Genomic DNA, 22,243 nt, shown 5'->3' on the forward strand with positions numbered 1-22,243 from the left:
GGCACTTAGTTCTATCAGCGTCGCCCTCCAGCCATTCTGGTGTCGTGATACCACATTGGAGCAAAATGTTCCGGATGTCCAAGTGGATGGCTGCTTTGACTGCTTTCCGTGCGTTGTCTCGAAGAAGAGGGCCATTCCCCCCTAATTCTGTTTCCTTGTTCATTCAGCACTAACCTCACTTTATTAGTCTTGGTCGCCGGAAAGAAAGAGATTCCCTACAAACCATGTATGTATAGTCATGAACAAAACTATTATATATGAATACATACCTGCAATGTTGTCGTCTTATGACGAGAATATTAAAGGATTTTCTTATTTTTTTCTCCATTATACGTAAAGTATTGGCAATTCAGAACGATTTACAAATAAAAAAGAACCTGTCAGGTCCTATTTTCTCCTGATAGGTTCTTTTTTGCTTTCTTTCGGAATGGTGTTAGATATTCATTAGGTAAGGTCCTACATGCATTCCGGTGTAACTAAGCGACCTCGGCTGCCTGAGAAACCTGAGTACCTCCGGTCGCTCGGACTTTGTAGACGTAATGACTTCCAGCTTTTACAGTGCGGTCCGTATACGTGCTCCCTTCTACTTGCGAGGCAATCACCTGATAGGCACCGTCTGTCCGGTCAGCACGCAGCACATCATAGGAAGATATGCCTTCTGCTTGAAGCCAATTAATCTTTACCCCCCCATCCTGAATAGAGGCTGCTTTCACCTCTGTTGGGGCGGAGGCCGTGGTTTGATCTGTACTTTTTAATTCCAAAATATATTGTACCGATTCGCCAGGGCCCAGCTTTTCTTCAAAATCAAGGGCAGGAGAAGCCTTCAGCCCTGATATGGAACGCTGCGCCTGACTGTAGGTGGGACCCGCCCCAAAACGTTCCCCCGTGTACAAGCCAGCTTTCGGCATCGTCACCCGTACACGAACGGTCTGCGTAGTGGATTCGAAATTCACTAGGTTCACCAGCAATTTGTTCGAGGTAGCGCCGCTACCTGCCAGCGGTTTAAGCTTGGACGTATCCACCGCGCGAACATAGACCATCTTGTCCTTGGTCTCCTCTGGATTCAACATTGTATAAGTCAGTGGTTTACCATGCGTGGCATAGGCTAGACTCAAGCGTCTCATAATCTTAACGCGAGTGTCCTGTCCTTGCCCAAACGGATAAATTTCCGTGTTAGCCGGGTTGTGACTTTGCAGATCAAAACCCGTTTTAAATAGTGTGTAATCCTTATAAAAAGCAGCGTGCTGGATAAACATATCGGCAAACCCGATTTGCGATCGCATAATCCGATCGAATGCAGCTGCTTGTGGCTGACTAGCCCCGTAATCAGGATTGTCTCGATGCGTATCGTTAGTACCGAACTCCGTGTTTAGCATCTTTTTCGCCAGTCCGTTGCTCGAACCACCGAAGGTTTTCAAATTCTGAACGAAGCTGCCCCCGCCCTCTTCATTATACGATTCACCGTAGGCGTGTCCGTTGGTCAGGTCGGTGACTTCCTCTAGCTGTTTACGCTGCGCTGGGTCCCGTTCCCATCCATCCGGATCACCGCATTTTTGCGTGCCTCCGGTTTGATTTTTGCACGCCTTGGTAGAGTATGTCGGCCAGTAGGCCCAACCCGGCGCTACGGTTTTGAGGTGCGGTGCCAATTGCTTGCCTTCCGTATTCAACCATTTAGCCACAGCCAGATCTACTGCCTTGGAACGATTAAACAAACCAGGTTCGTTATCTACTTCATAATATTGAAGGTATGAACCGTATTTTTTTACATAATCACGCAACTTTTGCTTGGCCGTCTCTGGCAGAGTACCATCTTTTTGCAGCTTAATATCACCTGTGTATAGATACAATGCAGACGATTGCATATTATACTGCTTTAACGTTTGATAGTAATCATCCACGTCTGTGCATGCCTTACCTACATTACTGGCACAGGTAACCCTCATGACGTTGCCACTATAGGCAATTCCCAGCCATTTGAGAACGTATGGTAGATGCTTAACTGCACCCTGATCATAATAAAATTCTTTATTATTCACATTCGTACCAGTCAGTATATATTTCCCATGTACCGGTTCGGCCGCAGGGGAAGCTAACGTCTCCAAGCTCAAGTCATCCCAAGTCCACCACACATTTTTATCTTCCGCAGAGGAGCAGTATAGGCAGCGCGCTGTCTTTAGCTTGAGTACGTTAACACCGCTTTGCAATTGTTCTTTGGGGATATACAGCTCGTAGTTGTTTTTGAAATTATAGGTACTCCCAGTACCGGATACCCCGGCAATCTGAATGATTCCAGACAGCTGATGATTTGAGAAGACAGCCATCTGCGGCACAGCTTTGCCCGCATCCAAAATCCGAACACGGAATATCATACCATTGGGAGGAACCTGATTCAGCTTATATTGAAGTGTTAGTTCTGGATTCGTGGATGCATTCAAACCAGGAGGAATATCTCCACTGCTGAGCAATACCGGAACTGTTGTACTCTCTGCTTCCGACAACGCCGAAAATGCTGCTTTAGCAGATGATTCGGAAGAAGCTGATGCTGCAGAAATATCGATATTATCCCTACCGACCACTCCTTTAAATTCCGCTGAGGAGTCATCCCTCTGACCCAGCTTCCATACTGGACTGGCCGCCGCTACCTTATCTGTCTGCAATTCTACACTTTTTGAAGCCGTGTATATAAACCAAGCGATCATGGCTAGAGCTGCGACCCCTAGTAATCCGGATAATACGATCGTATACCTATGGGTCAACCATTTTTTCATCATATGATACACCCTCTCTCCTCAAAATTTTTGACCGGGAAAGAGTATCTATCAAGGAAGAAACAAAGCGTTTCCGGGAACCACCGCTTTCGCTTCATGCTGACTTTCCCACATCAGACGTGCCATCGCATCGCCTTTTTCATCATAGTATTCCACTTTTAGATCTACCATTTTACCTGCTTCCAAAGCAATACTGCCTTTTCGCTCTGTCCAGCTTTGTTTGAACCAACTATCGATCACTAACTTGCCGTCTACCCATACACGAATACCATCATCGGATATGGTTGTGAACGTATAGGTCTCGCAGTATTGTGGCTTGATTTTACCCGTCCAGCGAACCGAGAACTGGTCGGCATTTACCTTTGGATCAGCAGCAATGGCGCGCCAGTTGTAGTCCAGCTTACTGTCTGTACGGATCAAAACAGGACTGCCGCTCAAATTCATATTGTTGAAATATTCGCCCCGCAGCCCGTTCACATATACTTCATCAGGAACGGAAGGAGGAGTCGGAGCTGGAGGAGCAATCACTACTGGTGGAGCTGGGAGAGGCTCACTTTGTCCCTCATCCGGTAAGGTCGGTACATCTGTTCCAGGTTGTTGGATGGCCTCCAGCCCATTTTTCACATCATCCCGTGTCAAACTCTTCGCATCGTTCATATAATCCTGTATTTGAGTGGTTGTGTTATTCTCGGTCAGCATCTTGCCCCAAGTCATGGAATACACCCATTTTGGCTGAGCCTGCAACACCTCAGAACTAGGTATCTCACCGTGCTCGCCAATGGCAATCGGCTTATTCCGTGCCAACTCGAGCAGTCCTTCATAATGACTTTGCTTAAAATCATTGTTGTAGATGTCTACTGCCAAAATATCCACTTTGTCATCCCCCGGATATTTTGGGGTATACGGGACAGTGTAAGAATTGGGAGCATTGGGACTCCACACCCACAACAGATTGTTCAATTGATGCGTGTTAACAAAACGATCGTACATGATATTCCATAGCTGATTGAAATTGTTTTTGTTTCCCCACCAGAACCAGTCACCATTCATTTCGTGGTAAGGTCTCCACAATACCGGAACCCCTGCATCACGAAGCTGCTTTAACGATACAGCGACCTTATCCAGATCGGCAATGAGGAGGTTATACTGCGTAGTGCCTGGCGTGACGTATTTATTGAACTCCGCCTGACTTACTTTGGCCTGCACATTGGCCCAAGTCAGCGGTCTACCCGGCAGCGCTTCATGAAAAGTCATCGTCACAATGCCACCTGCTCTGCTCCAACGAATAGCGCTATCGATGACATTTTTACGTTGTGCTGCTTCTGTAGCGTCAGATTGACCAGAGATGGCTCCCATCTCATAGCCGTGCAGACCCACATACGCCTGGCTGATTTTTTGGACCTTGTTGCTTAATTCATCTGGACTTTCCAAATAATCATGCTGACCAGTGACTGTTTTCTTTCCAGAGATGCTGAGTAAATAATTGTATAGTTCACGGGCCTGAGTACAAGCGTCCGAATTAACAGGTTGTAATGAAGCGGCATTCACCACAGACAGAGAATCACCAAATCCGACGGGAAACAAAGAAAAAATTATAACTACGGGGAGTACATGACGTATCAGTCGATACAGAGGAATAAAATTGAATCTCACTTTTGCTCTTCCTTTCGGTAGCCAGGCTGCCATCCTTACGGGAAGGCCCTTTAGCTTTGCGTACCTGCCTTTCGACAGGGCTGCGTTTATCGTTGGAAGGAGTTTGGATTCCTTCTTAACCTAAGTATCGACTTTTTTTTACCAAAATTTAATAGGTCATGTTCATGAATTTACAGGTTTTCGCCCAATTTCGACAGTTTGGGCTATAAATTTTCATCAAATCTTCTTTATTTCGTTTTTACGAAAACGATTATGAGATAAATTGATGACGGGCAATTTCATTCCAATCCATGCAAAAGCGTACAATATCCTCTTCAACCAACTCAGTGCCAGTCTGCACCTCTATAAAATCCACATCGGTTACAGCCAAAATACTATGCTTGGTTCCTTCAGGGATACGGACTACGTCACCGGCCTTCACTTTGTGCAGCTTCTCATTCAAAATAATTTCCGCTTCGCCGCTAATAATGGTCCAGATTTCGCTTCGTTTGAAGTGAAGCTGGTAGCTGATATTTTTACCTTTGTGTACGCGGATTCGTTTGGTCAGTACCTCATTACCCTCGTCATACTTTACATAGTCTACAACTCGATACTGCCCCCAACGACGTTCTTCATACATTGGACGCTGATCATGAGCCTTGAGCACTTCCTTGATGCGTGGGCTTTCTGCCTTATTGGTCACAAGAATACCATCTGGGCTAGCGGCTACAATCAGATCATTCGTTCCAATGATCGCTACCGGAATGTCCAACTCATTAATAAGGCTTGTATTGACACAATCCTCCGTTACTACACCTCTGCCCACTTGCTGATTAGACATTTCTTCTGTGAGCGTATTCCAGGTGCCCAAATCCTTCCAAAAACCATCATAAGGAAGAACAACAATGTCCTTCTCCTTCTCAACGACTTCGTAGTCAAAGCTGATTTTTTCCAGAGACGCATATTGCTTTTGCATTTCTTCATAATTCAGCGGCAGGCCCTTGGATGCCAGGATATCCAGCAAATAGCTTAATTTGAATGCAAAAACCCCGCAGTTCCATAGAGCATTGCGTTCAATCAGACGCTCCGCCTGCTCCCGGTCGGGTTTCTCTTGAAAATGGCTCACTTCACGGTAGCCTGTGCTACCTTGAGTGGCATCGTTTTTCGGAATAATATAACCGTATTTCTCTGAAGGATAGGAAGGGACAACCCCAATTAATGCAAGCTTGCCTTCACTCTCCTGAAGTGTGTGTTCCAGTTGGGCAACGGAAGCAAAGAAAGCATCCTCTACATAAGGATCTACAGGCAATATAGCTATAATTTCATCAGGCGAAACACCCGCAATGGAATATAGATAAGTCGCTGTCAGCGCAATCGCAGGAAAGGTATCTCTGCGTTCCGGCTCAACTATGATGCGCGTATTCGGTCCGACCTGACTCTGGATCATTTCAACCTGCGCTCTCCCTGTCGCAATAAACGAGGATTCGGATAATCCGTTGTCTCCCAATTGTCTCCATACCCGCTGCACCATGGATTCCGAAATCCCTTCCGGGCTCTCCAGTACCTTCAAAAATTGTTTGGAACGGGAATCGTTGGATAACGGCCATAATCTTTTACCGGAACCACCAGACAAAAGTACGAGCTTCATAATTCTCCACTTCCTCTCTATAATGTGTGGGCGATCGGATGAGGCAAGGTTGAGTAGCCCGCTACGGGCTGGATTTGATCTTACGATCGCTGTTGGACCGGGATTCAAATCCATTCCTACGCTACTCAAAAATGCATCATATCGATCATACCTTGTGGTGCAAAAGGCACGACCGGACATTATTAAGTCCGGTCAGCCTGTAAAAAACGTTCGGGAGCTCGGCGTTTGCCTGCCTTGCTTGCAAGCTTCTAGTAATCGACGCTTCGTAACGCCTTACCAAGATTGCCTTCGACTACCGCAATGGCAGCTTTGCTCCGCAGGAGCAACATAGCGTATCCGCATGGTAGGCTTGCTCCACAGGGGCGCCGCGGTACAGCGCATGGCGCCTTAATCGGAAGGAGCGGCTTCAACTGTGCCGCTCCTTCCGATACGCCCTTACTACTCCCATCCCCTAAGATGGGAGATTAAAAATCGTGACTCTATGCGGCAAAAGCAGCGGAGCGGCCCATTTGAATCTGGAGAAGCGCTGGCGTTCGCCTTTGCAGTGGGATTCTTACCTTGGAATGTTTTATATAATCCAGAGAATCCCACTGCAACAGCGATCGGAAGATCAAATAGAACGCATAGCGTCTCCCCCACCGCCCACAGTCACTTTTTAAACTTCCACTTTATCTCTGTTCCATCCACTCATCCGCGGACGACCCACGGAGTAGTATTCCAGTCCAGAGCCTTGAATCTGTTCCTCGGTGAATACGTTACGACCGTCAATCAGAACTGGCTTGTGTAGAATAGAGCCCAGTTGCACGAGATCAACTTCTTTGAACTCTTCCCAATCCGTCAGCAGGCACACAGCGTCGCTTCTTTCGGCGGCTTGCTGCGGGGAGGAGCACCATATAATATTCGGGTGATCCACGCGCTCCTTGAATTTATCCATCGCAATGGGATCATACAGCTTGACAATAGCACCTGCCTGAATGAGCGTTTCTACGATTTCCAGTGCTGGAGCTTCGCGGATGTCATCTGTATTAGGCTTGAAGGCGAGGCCCCAAATGCCAATCGATACGCCGTTTAGCTGACCCAGCGATTCACGCAACTTGGATACAATCATAAAGCGCTGGTCAGTGTTCACCTCGACCACCGATTTTAACAACTTAAATTCATAGTCTACATTACCCGCAATTTGGATGAGCGCATTCGTATCTTTCGGAAAGCAAGAGCCCCCGTATCCGATCCCTGCTTGCAGGAAAGAGGAACCGATCCGTTTGTCCATGCCCATACCTTCAGCCACACAGGTAACGTCCGCGCCAACCTTTTCGCAAATATTAGCAATCTCGTTAATAAACGAAATTTTAGTTGCCAAGAACGCATTGGAGGCATATTTGATCATTTCAGCACTGCGGATATCGGTCACATAGATTTTATCCGTGAATACCTGATGCAGAGTGACCATTGTTTCACGCAAACCTGTATTGTCCAAACCAATAATGATGCGATCTGGATGAAGCGTATCATTGATGGCTGAGCCTTCTCTCAGGAACTCCGGCGCGGATACAATATCAAAAGACAAACTCGTATGTCGAGCCACTACGTCCTTAATCTTTTCGTTCGTTCCGACAGGTACGGTACTCTTGGTCATAATAATCTTGTACCCGTTCATGGCTTTGCCGACATCGGCAGCCGCCTGTTCAATGTAAGACAAATTCGCCTCGCCGTTAGCCAGTGAAGGCGTACCTACCGCTAAAATAACGATATCCGAGCGACGTACCGCATCGGCCAAATCGGAGGTAAACTCCAAACGGCCAGCTTCCAGATTCAACGCGATCAATTCCTCAATACCCGGTTCATAGATCGGAGATTCTGCCCGGTTCAACATGTCGATTTTGTACTGCTCCAGATCGACACAAATCACCTCATTACCTTTTTGCGCAAAACACACACCCGAGACGAGTCCAACGTATCCAGTACCGATTACAGCCAGCTTCATTCCGTTCATCCTCCTTTTAGAAAGTTCACATAGGCTTGTTCTACATACTTTTTCAATTGATCCTTGAAGTTATCTTCATCAAATTTGCGGGCATGGGTAATGATATCGTCCACATTCCATGCATGTTGCTCGACCTTTGCGACGGCCTCCAGCACATCGTCTACTTGATGCTTGCGGAAAAATACGCCGTTCACATGAGGAACAATCGTATCCAGCGCTCCCCCGCCCTGAAAAGCGATAACTGGCCGTCCAGCCGCATTCGCCTCCAAAGGCGTAATACCGAAGTCCTCTTCCCCCGGAAAAACAAGCGCCCGGCATTCGGCCATCAGCTTGTTAACCTCTTCGTCCTCAAGCCTGCCGAGGAACTCAATGTTCGGGCCAGCCATGGCTTCGAGTCGTTTACGATCTGGTCCTTCGCCAACGATGCGCAGCTTGAGACCGTTACGTTTGAATGCCTCGATCGCGAGATCAATACGCTTGTAAGACACCAATCGGGATACGATCAGATAATAGTCACCGATGCTTGTAGCACGTTTAAAACGGGATGTATTGATAGGAGGGAAAATAACATCTGCCTCCCGTTGGTAATAGTGCAGAATTCTCCGTTTGACGACGGAAGAATTGGCGATAAACTGGTCTACGTTGCGAGAAGTTTTGGCATCCCATGTTTTCAGCCTGTTCATGTACAGCTTTAGCATATTTTTGAGCAGGTTGGATTTGGACTGCCGGGCCATATATGTATCGTAATCCCAGGCAAACCGCATCGGTGTGTGACAGTAACAAATGTGAAACGTATGTTTGGGTACCTGGATGCTTTTCATAAATGCGCTGCTGGAGCTTAAAACAATGTCGAAATCCCTAAAATCAAAATCACGGATAGCGATGGGATACAGCGGCAGCACTCCTTTGAAATTGGTCTTCACTCCTGGGACGTTTTGTAGCCAAGTGGCTCTAATGTCCGCATCCTTCAAGTTGCGCGACAGGCGCTCGTCGCTGAACACCGTTGTGAAGATGGGAGCCTCCGGATACATATCATGGAATACCTCTACTACCCTTTCCGCTCCGCCCATTTGGATTAAGTAATCATGTGCTATCGCTATTTTCATCTGAATCATCCTTTAACGCGAATGTCGGTCAGACTCCTGCCAACAAACCCTTATAGTAATGAACTATATCCTTAACAGTGTTCTCGATGACAAAATGCTTCTTGACCCGTTCCATCCCTCTCTCACCCATCTGCTGACGTTCCTGTGGATGCTCCAGCATCCAGCGGATGGCTTCTTCCAGCTTGGCCGGGTCTCCCGGTTCAATGAGCAGCCCGGTTTCATTAGGTACCACCGTTTCCTTGGGACCACCTTCGTTTGAAGCGATCACTGGCAAACCTGCAGCCATGCCCTCAATAATGACTTGACCGAATGGCTCCGGTGTAATGGAAGTATGAATTAGCAGGTCACAGCGCTGCATCAGTCCCTGAATGTCATCGACGTGTCCCATCAGATTGACGTTGGTCAACCCATATTCGCGCATCGTGGATTCCAATCGTTGTTTGTATTCCTCTTCTCCGAACAACGCATCTCCAGCCAGCCAGAATTTCACACGCTGATCTGGTAAAAAAGAACGTGCCGCTTCCAATAAAATATGTTGTCCCTTCCATTCCGCCAATCTGCCGACCAATACGACGTTAAACGAGTCATCGCCACGCAAATGCGCAGCCGAATCACGAGCCGTAATTGCTTTGGCAAAAGCGGAGTAGACGACGAGCGTCTTTTTGTCCGGGGGTAATTCCAATGCACTCAGCGTGGATTTGGAATTGGCAATCACACCGTTAGGCAAAAAGCGGGACATGAGCCGAATCCCTTTGGCTACAATCGGCTTCAGATACGGCGGACCGATGTGGTCACGGATATGCCAGATCAACGGCAGCTTCGCCGATTTGGCGGCTACTGCACCATACAGTGCAGACTTGAGTGAGTTTGTGTGCACACACACGACTTTTTCCTCACGCAGCAATGGCGCGAGTTTTCTGCCGTAAGCCAGCAATCGAAAGGCTGCTGCAGGCGCACCCAGATTAACAGCATTTCGTCCTCGATTGCGAATCGAATCATCTAGTGGAACGATGCGCACATCAATATCACGCTGCCGAAGCCGATCCGCCAAATCGCCCTCCTCCGCCAAAATAACGAGCGGGTCGATATGTTCCCCAATATTCGTCAGGATGTTATACAAAGCGACTTCGCCGCCGCTCCATCTTGCCGTATGGTCAATATAAGCTACTCTCATCATTTCGCCGCCGCCTTTCTGTCAAGGACCTGTCGGAACACCTCTTCTACCTGCTCCGCTACATGTCCCCATGTGTATCTGCTCAGGACATGGTCCCGGCATTCCCGTGCATTCGGTAGAAGTTCACGATGATCCAGCACACGCAGCAGCCCAGCAGCAATGGCTTCACTGTCCGTCCCCTGGAACAAAAGCTCAGGACGGAATCCACTTAAGATTTCCTTGTTGCCGCCTACAGGAGTGGCCAGCACCGGTAGTCCCGAGGCCATCGCCTCGACTGTAATCAGACCGAAACCCTCTAGTGCCTGTGTTGGCACAACGAACAAGTTCGAGGCTTGATGGTACAGGGGCAGCTCCTCATCCGACACATAACCAAGCAATCTTACGTGATTATGAAGATTGTATTCCGCCACCTTGGAAGCCAATTCCTCCATCAAGGGGCCCTTCCCACCAATCAGCAGCAGATGATCAGGGTGTCGCTCGGTTACTCGCCGCCATGCTTCGAGCAGCTGTAGCAGTCCCATGCGATTAACAAGACGACGAACGGTTAGCACAATCGTCGCATTTTGCGGCAAATTCAGCCGCTTCCGTACGGCCTCCTGATCCTCTGCCGGATGGAACCTTTCTACATTCGCCGCACCAGGAATAATATGAATTTTACTAAGTGGAACTTTATAGTGCTCGTGTAAAATATCCCGAAAAGTCTCGCTTAGCACTATAAATTTATCCGCCAAACCATAAGCTTTCATTTCAATGGATTTGGCCAACGTCGTTTTAAGAAAATGCTTAATTCCCTGTCCTTCAATCTTCATTTCCTCCGTCCACGGTCCGTGGAAGGTAGTAACGACCGGGATTCCTCTTTTTTTCGCCTCCAGTGCCGGTCCGACACTATAGGGAGCAAAGTGGGAATACAGCACATCTATCGGTTGCTTGTCGAACAGTTCTGCTGCATATTTTTGCATCAGCTCTCGACGCTTCCAGATGGATTGCTGCTTGCTACCAATTGAATGAATACGAATGCGTTCAGGCGCCTGAGGCTGCTCATCACTACAGATTAAAGCATCCAGCGTATTGCGCTCTAGCGTAAGCTGCTCACAGATGGATTTGAAATATGTGTTGAGACCTCCTGGCTGCAAGGACGGCCAGCTCAGCCCGGTTGCCGCAATACGAAATCCGTTATTGTACGACATAGCTGGTTTCTCCTTTCTGCTCGGTTTGTCCGCCATCCACAACTTCAATCTTTTTTCGCCGCTTGGTTAACTCATAATGCTTGAAGCAGACGAGAAACTCATACATCACCCAGAAAACGGCTACGGCAAAACCCGCCAACCCCTTGCGGTATAAGCCTTGAACAAAATACTTCTGTACAAAGCGGGCAGGCGGTCTCCACAACAGTCTGGTAATCCGAAAGGATCTTCCTTTGTTAAATGCCGTCTCTGCTTCCAGATCCGTATATTTGTTAAAACGGGTCATATGATCGCTGATGCTGCGGAAGCCATAGTGCCATAACACGCCCTCCAGATTGATGATCTGGGAAGAGGCTACATCCGGCATTTCATGAACAAGACTATTCGTAATGCCATAAATTCGCCGATTGTACAAACGAACCAAATACTCGCCTTTGTTCATCCATTTGCCGAGAAAATCGCCAATGCGAAATACAGAATAGGCTTTGGCCGGATCGTGGAGCGTTTCCTTTACTTTCAACAAGTCACCAAGCAACTCTGCATCCACTACTTCGTCTGTATCAATCAGGAAAATCCAATCAAATTCCGCTTTATCAACACCAAACATGCGCTGTTTGGCATAACCAGGCCATGGGTTGGAAAACACCCGACAGCCCAATGATTCAGCTACCTGAATCGTATTGTCTTTGCTCCCTCCGTCAATGACGACGATATCGTCCGCAAAGGGCTGACAGGATTTAATGGCGGCTGTAATTCGAGTGCCATCATCCTGAGCGATAATAACTACGGATATCCGGTTGTCCGCGGGAACGCTAGACATGTGGTTCATTAGCGGGTGCCTCCTTCTTTATCTAACCGTTAACTGGCTTTTTCCGGATGTAGTGTGACATCGTTGATCGGAGCCATTGAAAATCTTGTTTGGAAATAAGCAGTCTTGGAATTTTCATTTTTAGAACGAACTTAACATTACATAAAATGAAAACGAACCGTAAAATCCCCGAAGACAGCATTGCTATCCCTGCACCCGTCAATCCATATCTCGGCACGAGTATGGACAGCAATGGAATGACGAGCGCCAATCCGACACCCTGTAGAATGGTAACCAGTTTGGGCTTACCCAGCGCCATAAATTGTTGTGCCAGCACCATGGTACCTCCACTGATAGCAACCTCAAGCACCAGAAACCGGAATACCGTAAGCGCTTGTTTAAACTCTTGACCATATAACAATGTAAATACGAACGGAGCAACCAGCATTAACATCACCGCAGCCAAAAAGGTTGCCGTTGAAGTCACTCTAAATGCCCGGAATGTTATGGCCACTGCCTCTTCCTTATCCAGACCAGAGGCTTTGGGAAACAACACGACAATGATCGAGGTTGAAAATACATTCACCATCCGGGCCAGGCTGACCGCTACCGCATATAAACCGAGATCAGCAGGTCTGAGCAGACCTGCAATCAAAATCTGGTCAATGTAAGTGGAAACCTGCCCCATGAGATCATTCCCGTATGAACCCATACCGTAGGTAAAGAGATTTTTAAATTGCGTCCAGCTGTTCTTCACCTTTGGTTTGTACAGCCGAATCATTCGTATCGTGACACCGATATAGATCGGCAAGCCTGGCAGTAAGTAAGCCAATGCTGAGGTGTACGGATTCATCGTCCCCGTCAGGATCAGAATCGCCAGACCCAGCAGTGTACTTAGTGGTACCAGGTACCGGAATAAATTGTATTGTTTATATTCCGAGCGAACTTGAAGCAATGCATTATTGATCTGTGAAATCGCTATGAGCGGACACATCATCATAGAACACTGCGCGAAAAGTATGACCGATGAAGAAAAAGAGCGCAGCCAATAAGGAATTAGAAATACTCCGACGAGTGTCGCCATTCCCCCAAATACCGTAGCCAGCAGCAAGGCCAGACCATACAGCTTACCCGTTTCCTCAGGTTTCCTTTTGGCATTGTAAATCAATGCAGATGGAACACCGAAGCTCATGCAGAAGGCAAGAAATTGGGACCAGTTCACCATCGCTGTCTGTTCCCCGCGTCCAGTAGGACCCAAGAATCGTGCCGTCAGCACACCAGTCAGCATATTCACGACGAGAATCAGCATACTAAATATCATCGTTTTTACTGCTGCAGAGCTGTTATCCTTGCTTTTGGCAAACCGAATCACCGTGGACCATAGTGTCCGGACAGGTGCGGATAATGCTTGTAAGTTTTGCACAGCCTTTACCTTCTTTCCGCGATGACATCTTTTGCCCATAGTCCTATTCCGATCATCATCCAGATCAAATAGCCGCGCATACCGGGGAAACCATTATCCGATATGAGACTGGCTACAGCTCCGGCCCATGTAGCCAACGCCAGTCTGATATAAGGCTGACTGGAATTCCGTTCGGCAATACGGACGAGAAGGCGCTTGATGATAACGAACAGACCACCGAAGAAAAAGAATGCTCCGCAAATACCGAAGGTGAGGAAAATGGCAATATAACCATTATCCATAATCCCAAGTTCACCGAGATCGCCGCCGTTATCAAGCTTGGTTCCGATACCTACACTCCCGATCCCCTGCCCGACCGGATTGCTAGTAATCGCCGGAAGCATTGTATGCAGTAGATCCAAACGTTCATTGTACGAATGATCCTGTTGAATATCTGTCAACGTCTGCATGCGAGCCACCAAACCTTCTGCCCCCGGAAGTTTTGGAACGATGATATAGAGAAGAAGGCCGACGATAGCAAGTTGAAACAGGGTCTTCCACTTTCCTTTGGAGGATGAGCTGAGAATGTAAGCCAGCAACATGACGAATGCAATCAGCCATGCTGAACGTACGAGCGTGACCAAGAGACAAACGACTGTTAGCAGGACTCCAATCCATCCCAAAGTGCCTCGCCACCGTTTCTCCATCAGCATTGGTACAAGTGCCATTGCCAGGAAAATAGCGCATGGGCCAGGCGAGTTCATGGAAGAAAACACTCTAATTTGAAGCGGTTCTGGCACGCCAATGGAATTCATTTCCACACGATTCATCCAAAATGCATCCCAAGGAGGCACCGTCAAGTACTGAATAATGCCGTATATCGCTACTAGAACAGCAATGTTGGCGTATGAATACAGCAGTCGGTCCAGCTCCTTGGCTTTCATAGGCTTAATCGCAAGATAAGGCAATAGAAGCAATGGAACCACATAATTGGCCAAATCATAAGCAAAAACAATACCATTTTTGAATAACCCGACCACACTTCCGTAGGCCAACTCTATGCCGAAAAATACAGCAATCCGGGTTAATGGCTTTTCCGCCAGATGAATACCCCGCAGCACAGGAATGATCAGCATGCTGCTTACCAGCAGCGGCGCCACGCTCAATAAGGAAACCGAGTGATACGTTCCCTCCAACCAATCTGCAATGCGGCGGATTTCCGGACCTACTGCCCACACCACCAATGTGTAAGAAATCAATAGCCGTGATTGCAAGATCGCCAGCAGGAAGGCTGGAAAAACGATCGCCAGCAATATGGCTCCCTGCTGGCTCGTGGTGGGATTCATCTTGGCGCTGACAAATCCGATGGCGAGTGGTAGCATACAAGCCAGCACCCCCATGCCGATCATGCCGATTCCACGCCGACTTCCTAGCCAGAAGGAAATCTGCTGATCTGCCAACCGACTCATGTTTCTCACCCCTGGCCTCCCTTCATCCGCTTCCGCTTGAACATCTCTTTAAACAGCAGAACGAGGAACTGGGAATCCTCAATCAAATATCTTTTCCACAATCGTTTAGGCTCCTGAGACAACCTCCAAAACCATTCAAATCCTGTCTTCTGCATCAGCTCCGGTGCTCTCTTTACATTTCCCGACAGGAAATCAAAGGTCGCTCCCACCCCAATCGAAACTGGAGCGCGGTAAGTCTCATAATATCTGTAAATCCATTTTTCCTGCTTCGGTGCTCCTACACCTACAAAAACGATGTCTGGGCGAGCCTCTTGAAGCAACTGGATAATGTATCTGTTCTCCTCTTCGTTTTTCTCAAAGCCATAAGAAGGAGAATAGCAGCCCACCACATTCATGTTTGGATAGGATTCCTGGAGATTAAGCATAGCCTTCTCAGGAATACCGTCAGCTGCACCCAGAAAAAACAAGCGATAGCCCCGATCCTCAAAAGCCTCTCCCAGCCGGGTGAACAAATCGGACCCTGACACTTTTTGTTTGAGGGGCTTTTTCAGCAACTTAGACGCCCAAATGATAGGCATTCCATCGGCCACTACAGCTCCGGCATCCGAATACACCTTGCGGAATTCATCATCCTTACGAAGCTTGATCACATGATCGACATTACAGGTCAAAATGTAGGAATGACGCTGATGCTCAATAGAAGTATCTATAAATTCGAGTAGATCATTAAAATCGTAATTATCAAAGTTGACATCGAACATGTTCACTCTGCTCATCGTATCACTTCTCTTTGCGAAAATCGGTTTGAGTAGATGTCTGGTATAATGCGTTCAAATACCAGCAAAACGGAATAATCATCTGAACCGTCGACAACGTATTATCTGAAAACGAGTAGATCAAAAAACCTGCAATTAAAGTTGCAAAATAAGGTTTGATAGACTTGGCAAGTGACCGGTAAATGAGAGCGAACACGATCAGTAATGAAAGCATTAATAGCCCGCAACCGATATATCCGGTATCAAAATAAAATCGTATATACTCGTTATGCGGTACAACAAAACCATTGAATAACGTCCCGTCGTTCGCAACCGTTACCGCGCCAAGGCCTCTGCCTGACCAAGGGTAATCATGTACTCTGTTCAAAAAATATTCCCATGCCTCCGAGCGTCCCGATAGGTCAATGCCTGTGTCGGTCTCCCGTTCGAAGGAGCGTTTTTTTAAATTGTTCCATTGTAGGGCCACCGCCCCCAGAGCAACCAAAAACGATCCGGCCAGCGGTAGCAAATAATTGACTTTTCCCTTGAGGTACTGACGGGCAATATCAAACAGATACACAGCAAACATTAATAGCAATGCCAGAATCGGCCCACGTGTACCGGTGGCGATCAGGATTAGAAAGTTCAGGGCCAACACCGTGTAATAAAAGGCAGCTTGCCTAGGTTTGCGCTTTACCTCAATCAGAGAGACAGCAATTCCGAGAAAGGAGAGCATTGCCAAATGCGGCGGTATGTTCGCTCCTTGTACTCTGACTGCGCCCGTAAATTCCACATCCGTAAATGAGTGCAATCCTAAAACCTGTAAGCCTAATCCAATGACCACACTAATAATCGGCAACAGGCTAATCAGTCGAATATGCTTTTCCGCCACATCCTTTTTCCACTGGATCAGTAAAAAAAAGAAGGGCAGTGATAGTCCCACGAACGCCTTGACGGCAATCGAGGTCGTTAACAAAGGCAGCCATGCTGAAAATCCAAATGTAATCCCCAGCATGATCACCAATGCCCAAACTGGATAGCTGAACTTGAGACGAATGCCATACACGAGCATGCAGGGCACTAGCAGAGCCAAAATGCCCAATTTGTACAATGACAATATCTCAATGCCGAACACGCCACCCTGATACAGAGAATCGACCGAGACCGCTGTGCTTAGTAAAACCGCATAGCTAATGCGCTCAGGATGATGGATAGAGACAGCCAACAAAAGCAGTAAGCATACCGCCGCAATACTGACCACAGGTTGATAGGTAGCTGCAATTCCTACAGCAAGAGCGCCTAGTAGAAAAATAAAAACATGCTGTATCGTGTTTATTCTGGAAGTCCAAGGATAGTTACTCATGTTCAATCTTTCACCCCGCAGCTGACTCGCTTTTCCGGTTGCGCAGTGTATCCAGCGTTCCGCGGATATTTTCAAGCCTGCACCGGTTCAACAGCTTCCTGCCCTCAGTACGTGCCAGCAGGGAATCCACCGTGATGTATAACACTTTGGCTGCCACTTTTGCCATCAGCACCGCGTTGCCGCGCAGACCTGTAGCTTGAGCAGCATTAGACATGCCCTGACAATAGTAGCGATTCAAAATCCATTCTCTCGTTAAGCGTGAAGCCGGAACAAAATGTTCTACAGCCATGTGCGGATGATACATAATCGTTCCACCATTTTTACGGATTTGCTCGAATACCCACGATTCTTCACCAGATAGTAGGATATCTCCCTTTCTGCCCAAGTGAAGCGGGAACATGACGGCGGCGAAAGCCGTTTTGCGCATAGCCATATTCGCTCCAAATGGATTCAGGCCCGCCGGATATTCCCGAACGGATTTCCCCAGATCAATAATCGTGTAAGGCAGTTCAAGCGGCCCTGTCAACCAGTTCGGGCGTTCCGTCTCAAACTTAGGATCAATCTTCCCACCCATAGCCGTCAGCTCGGGATTGTTCCCAAAGGCCGACATAATCGTTTGCAGCCATGTAACACACGGAATTGCATCATCATCCAGAAAAGCAATGACGTCTGCTTTTGATAACGTAATGCCGGCATTACGAGCGGCAGACAGTCCTTGTTCGCGCTCATAATGATACCGAAGATGAATATGCTGACCATGCGCAACGGTGAATCTTTTGATCGTCGCTGCTGTATGATCGGTGGATCGGTTATCGACCACAATGATCTCAGCCAGTGCAAGGTCTTCCAGCTTCAGTAGAGACATTAACGTTTTCTCCAGCAGGTCCGCCCGGTTATAGGTGCAAATAACGACGGACACTGCGGGACATCGCTTAAATGCATCCATCAGTAAGCATCCTTGGAGAACAGCATTTTAACGCCTGTTTTCATGATGATTTTCAGATCGAGCCACGTATTGCGAACATGAATATACTTCAAATCCATTTGCACCATTTCTTCGAAGCCTACACTGTTACGTGCGCTCACCTGCCAGTAACCCGTACATCCCGGTGTTACAATCAGGCGCTGCTTGTCATAATCGGAGTATTGCTCAACCTCGCTGGGCAACGGCGGACGCGGACCGACTAAAGTCATGTCTCCAACCAACACATTCCACAGCTGCGGAATCTCATCAATACTCGTCTTGCGCAGAAAACTGCCAATTTTCGTGATCCGAGGATCGTTTTTAATTTTGAACATGGCGCCGCTCACTTCATTCAGCTCCATCAGGTCCTTTTTCAGTTCCTCGGCATTGGACACCATTGAACGGAATTTATACATATCGAATAACTTCTCATTCTTGCCCACCCGAGTTTGCTTGAAAAACACACTTCCCTTTGGGTCTTCGAGCTTAATCAGAATGGCCACCACTGCAAACAATGGAAGCAATACGATTAAACCCACGAAAGACAGCAGCATATCAAGGAGGCGTTTTGTGACCAGGTAGGACGTTTTATCCTGAATTTGTGTATTTCCGTATGGCATGTAAAACGCTTTACCTGACATGACAGCCTCGCCATCCTCCGGTAAATTTTCCATGCTCATGCTGACGTACCTCCTCTCAACCCGCTGTGGTTGCTTTCTCGGTTTTTTTCAGCCATTCATTCATGGCCTCCATAACCGGATACTTCAAATCATCGCTGGCAAGTGCAAATTCAAGAGTGGTTAAAATATATCCAAGACGTTCACCTACGTCATAACGCGTGCCTTCAAAGTCATAGGCGTACACACGTTCACTCTGATTCAGCTTTTGGATCGCATCCGTCAACTGAATTTCGCCTCCAGCTCCTTTTTCCTGAAGATCAAGATATTTGAAAATTTTCGGCGAGAACACATAGCGACCCATAATAGCCAAATCGGATGGGGCTGTGCCTGGAGCCGGTTTTTCAATAAAATTATTCACTCGGTACAATCGTCCGTCCTGTTGGTCCGGTTCAATGATGCCATACCGGTTCGTGAATTCCTGTGGTACCCGCTGCACACCGATCACAGAGTTTTGTGTTTCCTCATATTGATCCATCAGCTGGCGCAGGCAAGGTTTTTGACCTGTTACGATATCGTCGCCCAGCAGCACACCAAATGGCTCGTCCCCGATAAAGCGTCTTGCGCACCATACCGCATGTCCAAGACCTTTGGGTTCTTTCTGGCGAATGTAATGAATTTCCACGCCTGAAGAACGCTGTACTTCCTCCAGAAGCTTCAGCTTACCGTCCTCGAGCAGTTTGGATTCCAGCTCAAATGCGTTGTCAAAGTGGTCCTCAATGGCACGTTTACCTTTACCCGTAACGATAATGATGTCCTCGATACCAGAAGCAATCGCTTCTTCCACGATATATTGAATCGTAGGCTTATTGATAATCGGGAGCATTTCCTTAGGCATTGCTTTGGTGGCAGGGAGGAAGCGCGTTCCCAATCCTGCTGCTGGAATAATGGCCTTTTTCACTTTTTTCATCATCGCACTCATTCTCCTTGCTTCATCGAATTTTGGTGTTGCTTACTTCACCTGATTCATCACAATTCCAACCAGCGTCGCGCTAGCCTGCTCCATGAGTTGCTTCGTTTTGCGTAGATCTTCCCGTTTGGTCCGGCCATGTTTGGCAACGAGAATCACACCATCCGTCAAGCCTGCAATCAGGCGAGCATCCGTATAATTCAGCGCTGGCGCCGAATCGAGTAATATGATGTCATATTCACGTTTGAGCTCTTCCAACAGCTCTGCCATACGTTCGCTACCGAGCAGATCTGCTGCGTTATACAGACTGTCCCCACCAGGAACAACCGATAGTTCCAGTCCACCATGCCTAACGATAGATTTGGAAGAAGCCCCACCGCGCAAATAAGCCGATAGACCTCCGGTATTCTCCATTCCGAATATCTCGTGCAGCGCTGGTTTATGCAGATTGCAATCCACCAGAGCCACCTTCTTGCCTTCTTGAGCAAAGGAAACTCCGATGTTGGCGATCATTGTTGTTTTCCCCGCTCCGCTTTCCGGCGAGGTTAACAAAAGAACCGTCCCACAGTCCTTTTGCCCGACCACCTGCTGCCGGATGTATGTACGGAGGGATCGAAATGATTCCGAGATATACGATGATGGATTACTTTCTGTAATCAACATGTCATTCAATCGCAGCATATTTACGCTCCCCTACCCGTTCTTTGGAATTTCCGGCCACTCCATCGATGTCCTTCTTGCGAATGACGGGAATCGATGCAATTACCGGAATGCCGATGTCTGCATCCGCTTCTTTTTCCGTGCGCAGCGTGCCGTTAATGCTTTCCAGGAACACAATCGTGCCCAGCGCAATCATCAGCGATACGAGAAAACTAATCGCAATATTCATGAGCGGATTCCCATTAATCGGGTCAGGATTGGCTTGCGGGTCCGCTTCATTTAAAATTTTCACATTATTTAATTCCATCAATCCCGGAACCGTCTGCACGAATTTCTGGGTTACTGCGTTTACAACCGCTGCGGCCTGGGGATAATTCCCTGCCTCAAACGTCAAGCCGATTACCTGACTTTTATCCGAGGATTTAATTTGCAGCTTCTCTGCCAACTTTTGCGACGTCAAATTGAACTCAGGATGAGTCGCTACCACAGCGTCCATAATTTTAGGTGAAGTGAGAATTTGCTTGTAGCTTTCCACCAAATTAAGACTTGTGTTGACGTCATTCAGATTGTTACTCCCCTGCTTGGCGGAAATATGATTAACCAGCAGTTGGCTTGAAGCGGAGTAGACTGGCTTTACGACATTGTCGCTCACAATGTAAGTCGTTACACATGAGAGAATGACAAAAATCGCAATCAGCCACAATCTTTTTTTGATCAGGACTAGATAATCCAAAATGGTTTTCTCCACAAAAATCCTCCCTCCCATACAATTTCTCTTCTTATTTTAAGTATGATCTAATTGTAACAATCCGTTGTATTAACGACATGGAACCGAACGGCACTTTCTCCCTCACTACAGAGGAAGGGGGATGTATACTTTTGGACACGGCATGGTATACTTTTGTACCATACTTTGTCGATTATGGTAAATACGCAAGAAAAAATCCTCAAAACCACCAAAGTTGGTGATTTTGAGGATTTCTCTATACCACTCGCATATTGAAACTACTGCGTAGCTTATGGGGTTAGCGCATCATCATATTGGTTGGCTCGTACTTCGCTAGACCAATCGCATTGGCATATAATGCTGCCTGCGTACGATCTGCCAGTCGCAGCTTGGCCAAGATCTGACTGACATGCTTTTTGACGGTGAACTCACTGATAAATAACCGGGATGCTATTTCACGATTGCAAGCCCCTTGTCCCAGCTCGACCAGCACTTCCTTTTCCTTGGGTGTCAGGTCGTCCGTGAGATTGCCCGCATCTTCACGCAGTTTATTTTCGAGAATAGCCGGATCATAATATTTGCGTCCTTTGTTGACAAGATGAATCGCGTAAATTAGTTCCTCAGGCAAAGCCTCCTTAAGCACGTAACCGTCCACAGAGGCTTCCTCCGCTTTCAGAAAATCTTCACGTGTTGCAGAAGAGGTCAGCAAAATAAATTTGCTTCTGAACCCGCGTCCGCGCGCTATCTTGATAATATCCAGACCTGATTCATCAGCTAATTTCAAATCCAGCAGCACCAAATCCGGATCCGTTTCCTCGATCACCGCAAGTGCTTCCTGTTGATTCTGGGCCTCTCCCGCGAACTGAACATTGGGCTGCATGGATATAACCGCAGCGAGTCCTTTCCGTACTAAAGGATGATCATCGACAATGACAATTTTCATGATTCGGCCTCCTGTCTACAGTTCAGGATTTGCATAATCCCTATGTATCCGATTGTTACCGCAGATTTT

General features: G+C 47.4%; 18 protein-coding genes and 1 riboswitch. All 18 genes read right to left on the minus strand.

The features are described 5' to 3' along the window. Positions 1-476: 476 nt before the first annotated feature. The 18 genes from HFD99_RS07210 to HFD99_RS07295 all read right to left on the minus strand — a co-directional run bounded on the left by HFD99_RS07210 (position 477) and on the right by HFD99_RS07295 (position 22,174). Complete coding sequence (locus HFD99_RS07210; RefSeq protein WP_123796883.1) at positions 477-2,771, minus strand: hypothetical protein; 2,295 nt, start codon at positions 2,769-2,771, stop codon at positions 477-479. A 48-nt stretch (positions 2,772-2,819) separates the two neighbouring features. Further along, positions 2,820-4,421 (minus strand): glycosyl hydrolase, encoded by a 1,602-nt coding sequence (locus HFD99_RS07215; protein WP_123796882.1) that lies wholly within the window; start codon positions 4,419-4,421, stop codon positions 2,820-2,822. A gap of 13 nt (positions 4,422-4,434) precedes the next feature. Next, positions 4,435-4,516: riboswitch (cyclic di-GMP riboswitch) on the minus strand. A 155-nt stretch (positions 4,517-4,671) separates the two neighbouring features. Next, on the minus strand, positions 4,672-6,048 hold the full coding sequence (locus HFD99_RS07220) for a sugar phosphate nucleotidyltransferase (protein ID WP_045244088.1): 1,377 nt from the start codon (positions 6,046-6,048) through the stop codon (positions 4,672-4,674). 655 nt (positions 6,049-6,703) lie between these two features. Continuing rightward, the gene (locus HFD99_RS07225; protein ID WP_016821249.1) at positions 6,704-8,032 is read right to left on the minus strand and encodes a UDP-glucose dehydrogenase family protein; all 1,329 of its coding nucleotides are present in this window, start codon (positions 8,030-8,032) and stop codon (positions 6,704-6,706) included. Positions 8,033-8,037: 5 nt separating this feature from the next. Further along, a complete protein-coding gene (locus tag HFD99_RS07230) occupies positions 8,038-9,138 on the minus strand; it encodes a glycosyltransferase (protein ID WP_025364260.1) in 1,101 nt (366 codons plus the stop codon). A 28-nt stretch (positions 9,139-9,166) separates the two neighbouring features. Beyond that, the gene (locus HFD99_RS07235) at positions 9,167-10,315 is read right to left on the minus strand and encodes a glycosyltransferase family 4 protein (RefSeq protein WP_016821251.1); all 1,149 of its coding nucleotides are present in this window, start codon (positions 10,313-10,315) and stop codon (positions 9,167-9,169) included. Continuing rightward, positions 10,312-11,499 (minus strand): glycosyltransferase family 4 protein, encoded by a 1,188-nt coding sequence (locus HFD99_RS07240; protein ID WP_123796880.1) that lies wholly within the window; start codon positions 11,497-11,499, stop codon positions 10,312-10,314. Before HFD99_RS07240 ends, HFD99_RS07235 begins: the two co-directional genes overlap by 4 nt. Continuing rightward, positions 11,486-12,325 (minus strand): glycosyltransferase family 2 protein, encoded by an 840-nt coding sequence (locus tag HFD99_RS07245; protein WP_016821253.1) that lies wholly within the window; start codon positions 12,323-12,325, stop codon positions 11,486-11,488. Before HFD99_RS07245 ends, HFD99_RS07240 begins: the two co-directional genes overlap by 14 nt. 22 nt (positions 12,326-12,347) lie before the next feature. Further along, the gene (locus HFD99_RS07250; protein WP_016821254.1) at positions 12,348-13,727 is read right to left on the minus strand and encodes a lipopolysaccharide biosynthesis protein; all 1,380 of its coding nucleotides are present in this window, start codon (positions 13,725-13,727) and stop codon (positions 12,348-12,350) included. 5 nt (positions 13,728-13,732) lie between these two features. Further along, positions 13,733-15,175: an O-antigen ligase family protein gene (locus tag HFD99_RS07255; RefSeq protein WP_123796879.1), complete on the minus strand. Its 1,443-nt coding sequence runs from the start codon at positions 15,173-15,175 to the stop codon at positions 13,733-13,735. Positions 15,176-15,180: 5 nt separating this feature from the next. Next, positions 15,181-15,951, minus strand: coding sequence for a WecB/TagA/CpsF family glycosyltransferase (locus HFD99_RS07260; RefSeq protein WP_014599532.1), 771 nt, complete (start codon positions 15,949-15,951; stop codon positions 15,181-15,183). Between the two features lie 4 nt (positions 15,952-15,955). Continuing rightward, positions 15,956-17,293: an O-antigen ligase family protein gene (locus tag HFD99_RS07265; protein WP_013369817.1), complete on the minus strand. Its 1,338-nt coding sequence runs from the start codon at positions 17,291-17,293 to the stop codon at positions 15,956-15,958. 10 nt (positions 17,294-17,303) lie between these two features. Continuing rightward, complete coding sequence (locus tag HFD99_RS07270) at positions 17,304-18,239, minus strand: glycosyltransferase (protein WP_019686405.1); 936 nt, start codon at positions 18,237-18,239, stop codon at positions 17,304-17,306. Beyond that, positions 18,239-18,937, minus strand: coding sequence for a sugar transferase (locus HFD99_RS07275; protein WP_013369815.1), 699 nt, complete (start codon positions 18,935-18,937; stop codon positions 18,239-18,241). The genes HFD99_RS07270 and HFD99_RS07275 overlap by 1 nt, the downstream gene beginning before the upstream one ends. Before the next feature lie 16 nt (positions 18,938-18,953). Next, positions 18,954-19,844, minus strand: coding sequence for a UTP--glucose-1-phosphate uridylyltransferase GalU (galU, locus tag HFD99_RS07280; protein WP_025364257.1), 891 nt, complete (start codon positions 19,842-19,844; stop codon positions 18,954-18,956). Between the two features lie 42 nt (positions 19,845-19,886). After that, complete coding sequence (locus HFD99_RS07285; protein ID WP_123796878.1) at positions 19,887-20,525, minus strand: CpsD/CapB family tyrosine-protein kinase; 639 nt, start codon at positions 20,523-20,525, stop codon at positions 19,887-19,889. Then, entirely contained in the window at positions 20,509-21,252 is a 744-nt protein-coding gene (locus tag HFD99_RS07290) for a YveK family protein (RefSeq protein ID WP_013369812.1), read from the minus strand. Before HFD99_RS07290 ends, HFD99_RS07285 begins: the two co-directional genes overlap by 17 nt. Before the next feature lie 277 nt (positions 21,253-21,529). Further along, positions 21,530-22,174 carry a response regulator gene (locus HFD99_RS07295; protein ID WP_013369811.1) on the minus strand — a complete coding sequence of 215 codons (645 nt, stop codon included), beginning with the start codon at positions 22,172-22,174 and terminating at the stop codon, positions 21,530-21,532. Between the last annotated feature and the right edge of the window lie 69 nt (positions 22,175-22,243).

The sequence above is a fragment of the Paenibacillus sp. EKM301P genome, assembly GCF_011800295.1.
Classification (GTDB): domain Bacteria; phylum Bacillota; class Bacilli; order Paenibacillales; family Paenibacillaceae; genus Paenibacillus; species Paenibacillus polymyxa.

Bases quoted from the DNA above. Each gene is read 5' to 3' on its own strand.
- HFD99_RS07210 (WP_123796883.1), bottom strand. From the start codon at position 2,771: ATGATGAAAAAATGGTTGACCCATAGGTATACGATCGTATTATCCGGA.
- HFD99_RS07220 (WP_045244088.1), bottom strand. From the start codon at position 6,048: ATGAAGCTCGTACTTTTGTCTGGTGGTTCCGGTAAAAGATTATGGCCG.
- HFD99_RS07225 (WP_016821249.1), bottom strand. From the start codon at position 8,032: ATGAAGCTGGCTGTAATCGGTACTGGATACGTTGGACTCGTCTCGGGT.
- HFD99_RS07230 (WP_025364260.1), bottom strand. From the start codon at position 9,138: ATGAAAATAGCGATAGCACATGATTACTTAATCCAAATGGGCGGAGCG.
- HFD99_RS07235 (WP_016821251.1), bottom strand. From the start codon at position 10,315: ATGATGAGAGTAGCTTATATTGACCATACGGCAAGATGGAGCGGCGGC.
- HFD99_RS07240 (WP_123796880.1), bottom strand. From the start codon at position 11,499: ATGTCGTACAATAACGGATTTCGTATTGCGGCAACCGGGCTGAGCTGG.
- HFD99_RS07245 (WP_016821253.1), bottom strand. From the start codon at position 12,325: ATGAACCACATGTCTAGCGTTCCCGCGGACAACCGGATATCCGTAGTT.
- HFD99_RS07255 (WP_123796879.1), bottom strand. From the start codon at position 15,175: ATGAGTCGGTTGGCAGATCAGCAGATTTCCTTCTGGCTAGGAAGTCGG.
- HFD99_RS07260 (WP_014599532.1), bottom strand. From the start codon at position 15,951: ATGAGCAGAGTGAACATGTTCGATGTCAACTTTGATAATTACGATTTT.
- HFD99_RS07265 (WP_013369817.1), bottom strand. From the start codon at position 17,293: ATGAGTAACTATCCTTGGACTTCCAGAATAAACACGATACAGCATGTT.
- HFD99_RS07270 (WP_019686405.1), bottom strand. From the start codon at position 18,239: ATGGATGCATTTAAGCGATGTCCCGCAGTGTCCGTCGTTATTTGCACC.
- HFD99_RS07275 (WP_013369815.1), bottom strand. From the start codon at position 18,937: ATGAGCATGGAAAATTTACCGGAGGATGGCGAGGCTGTCATGTCAGGT.
- galU (WP_025364257.1), bottom strand. From the start codon at position 19,844: ATGAAAAAAGTGAAAAAGGCCATTATTCCAGCAGCAGGATTGGGAACG.
- HFD99_RS07285 (WP_123796878.1), bottom strand. From the start codon at position 20,525: ATGCTGCGATTGAATGACATGTTGATTACAGAAAGTAATCCATCATCG.
- HFD99_RS07295 (WP_013369811.1), bottom strand. From the start codon at position 22,174: ATGAAAATTGTCATTGTCGATGATCATCCTTTAGTACGGAAAGGACTC.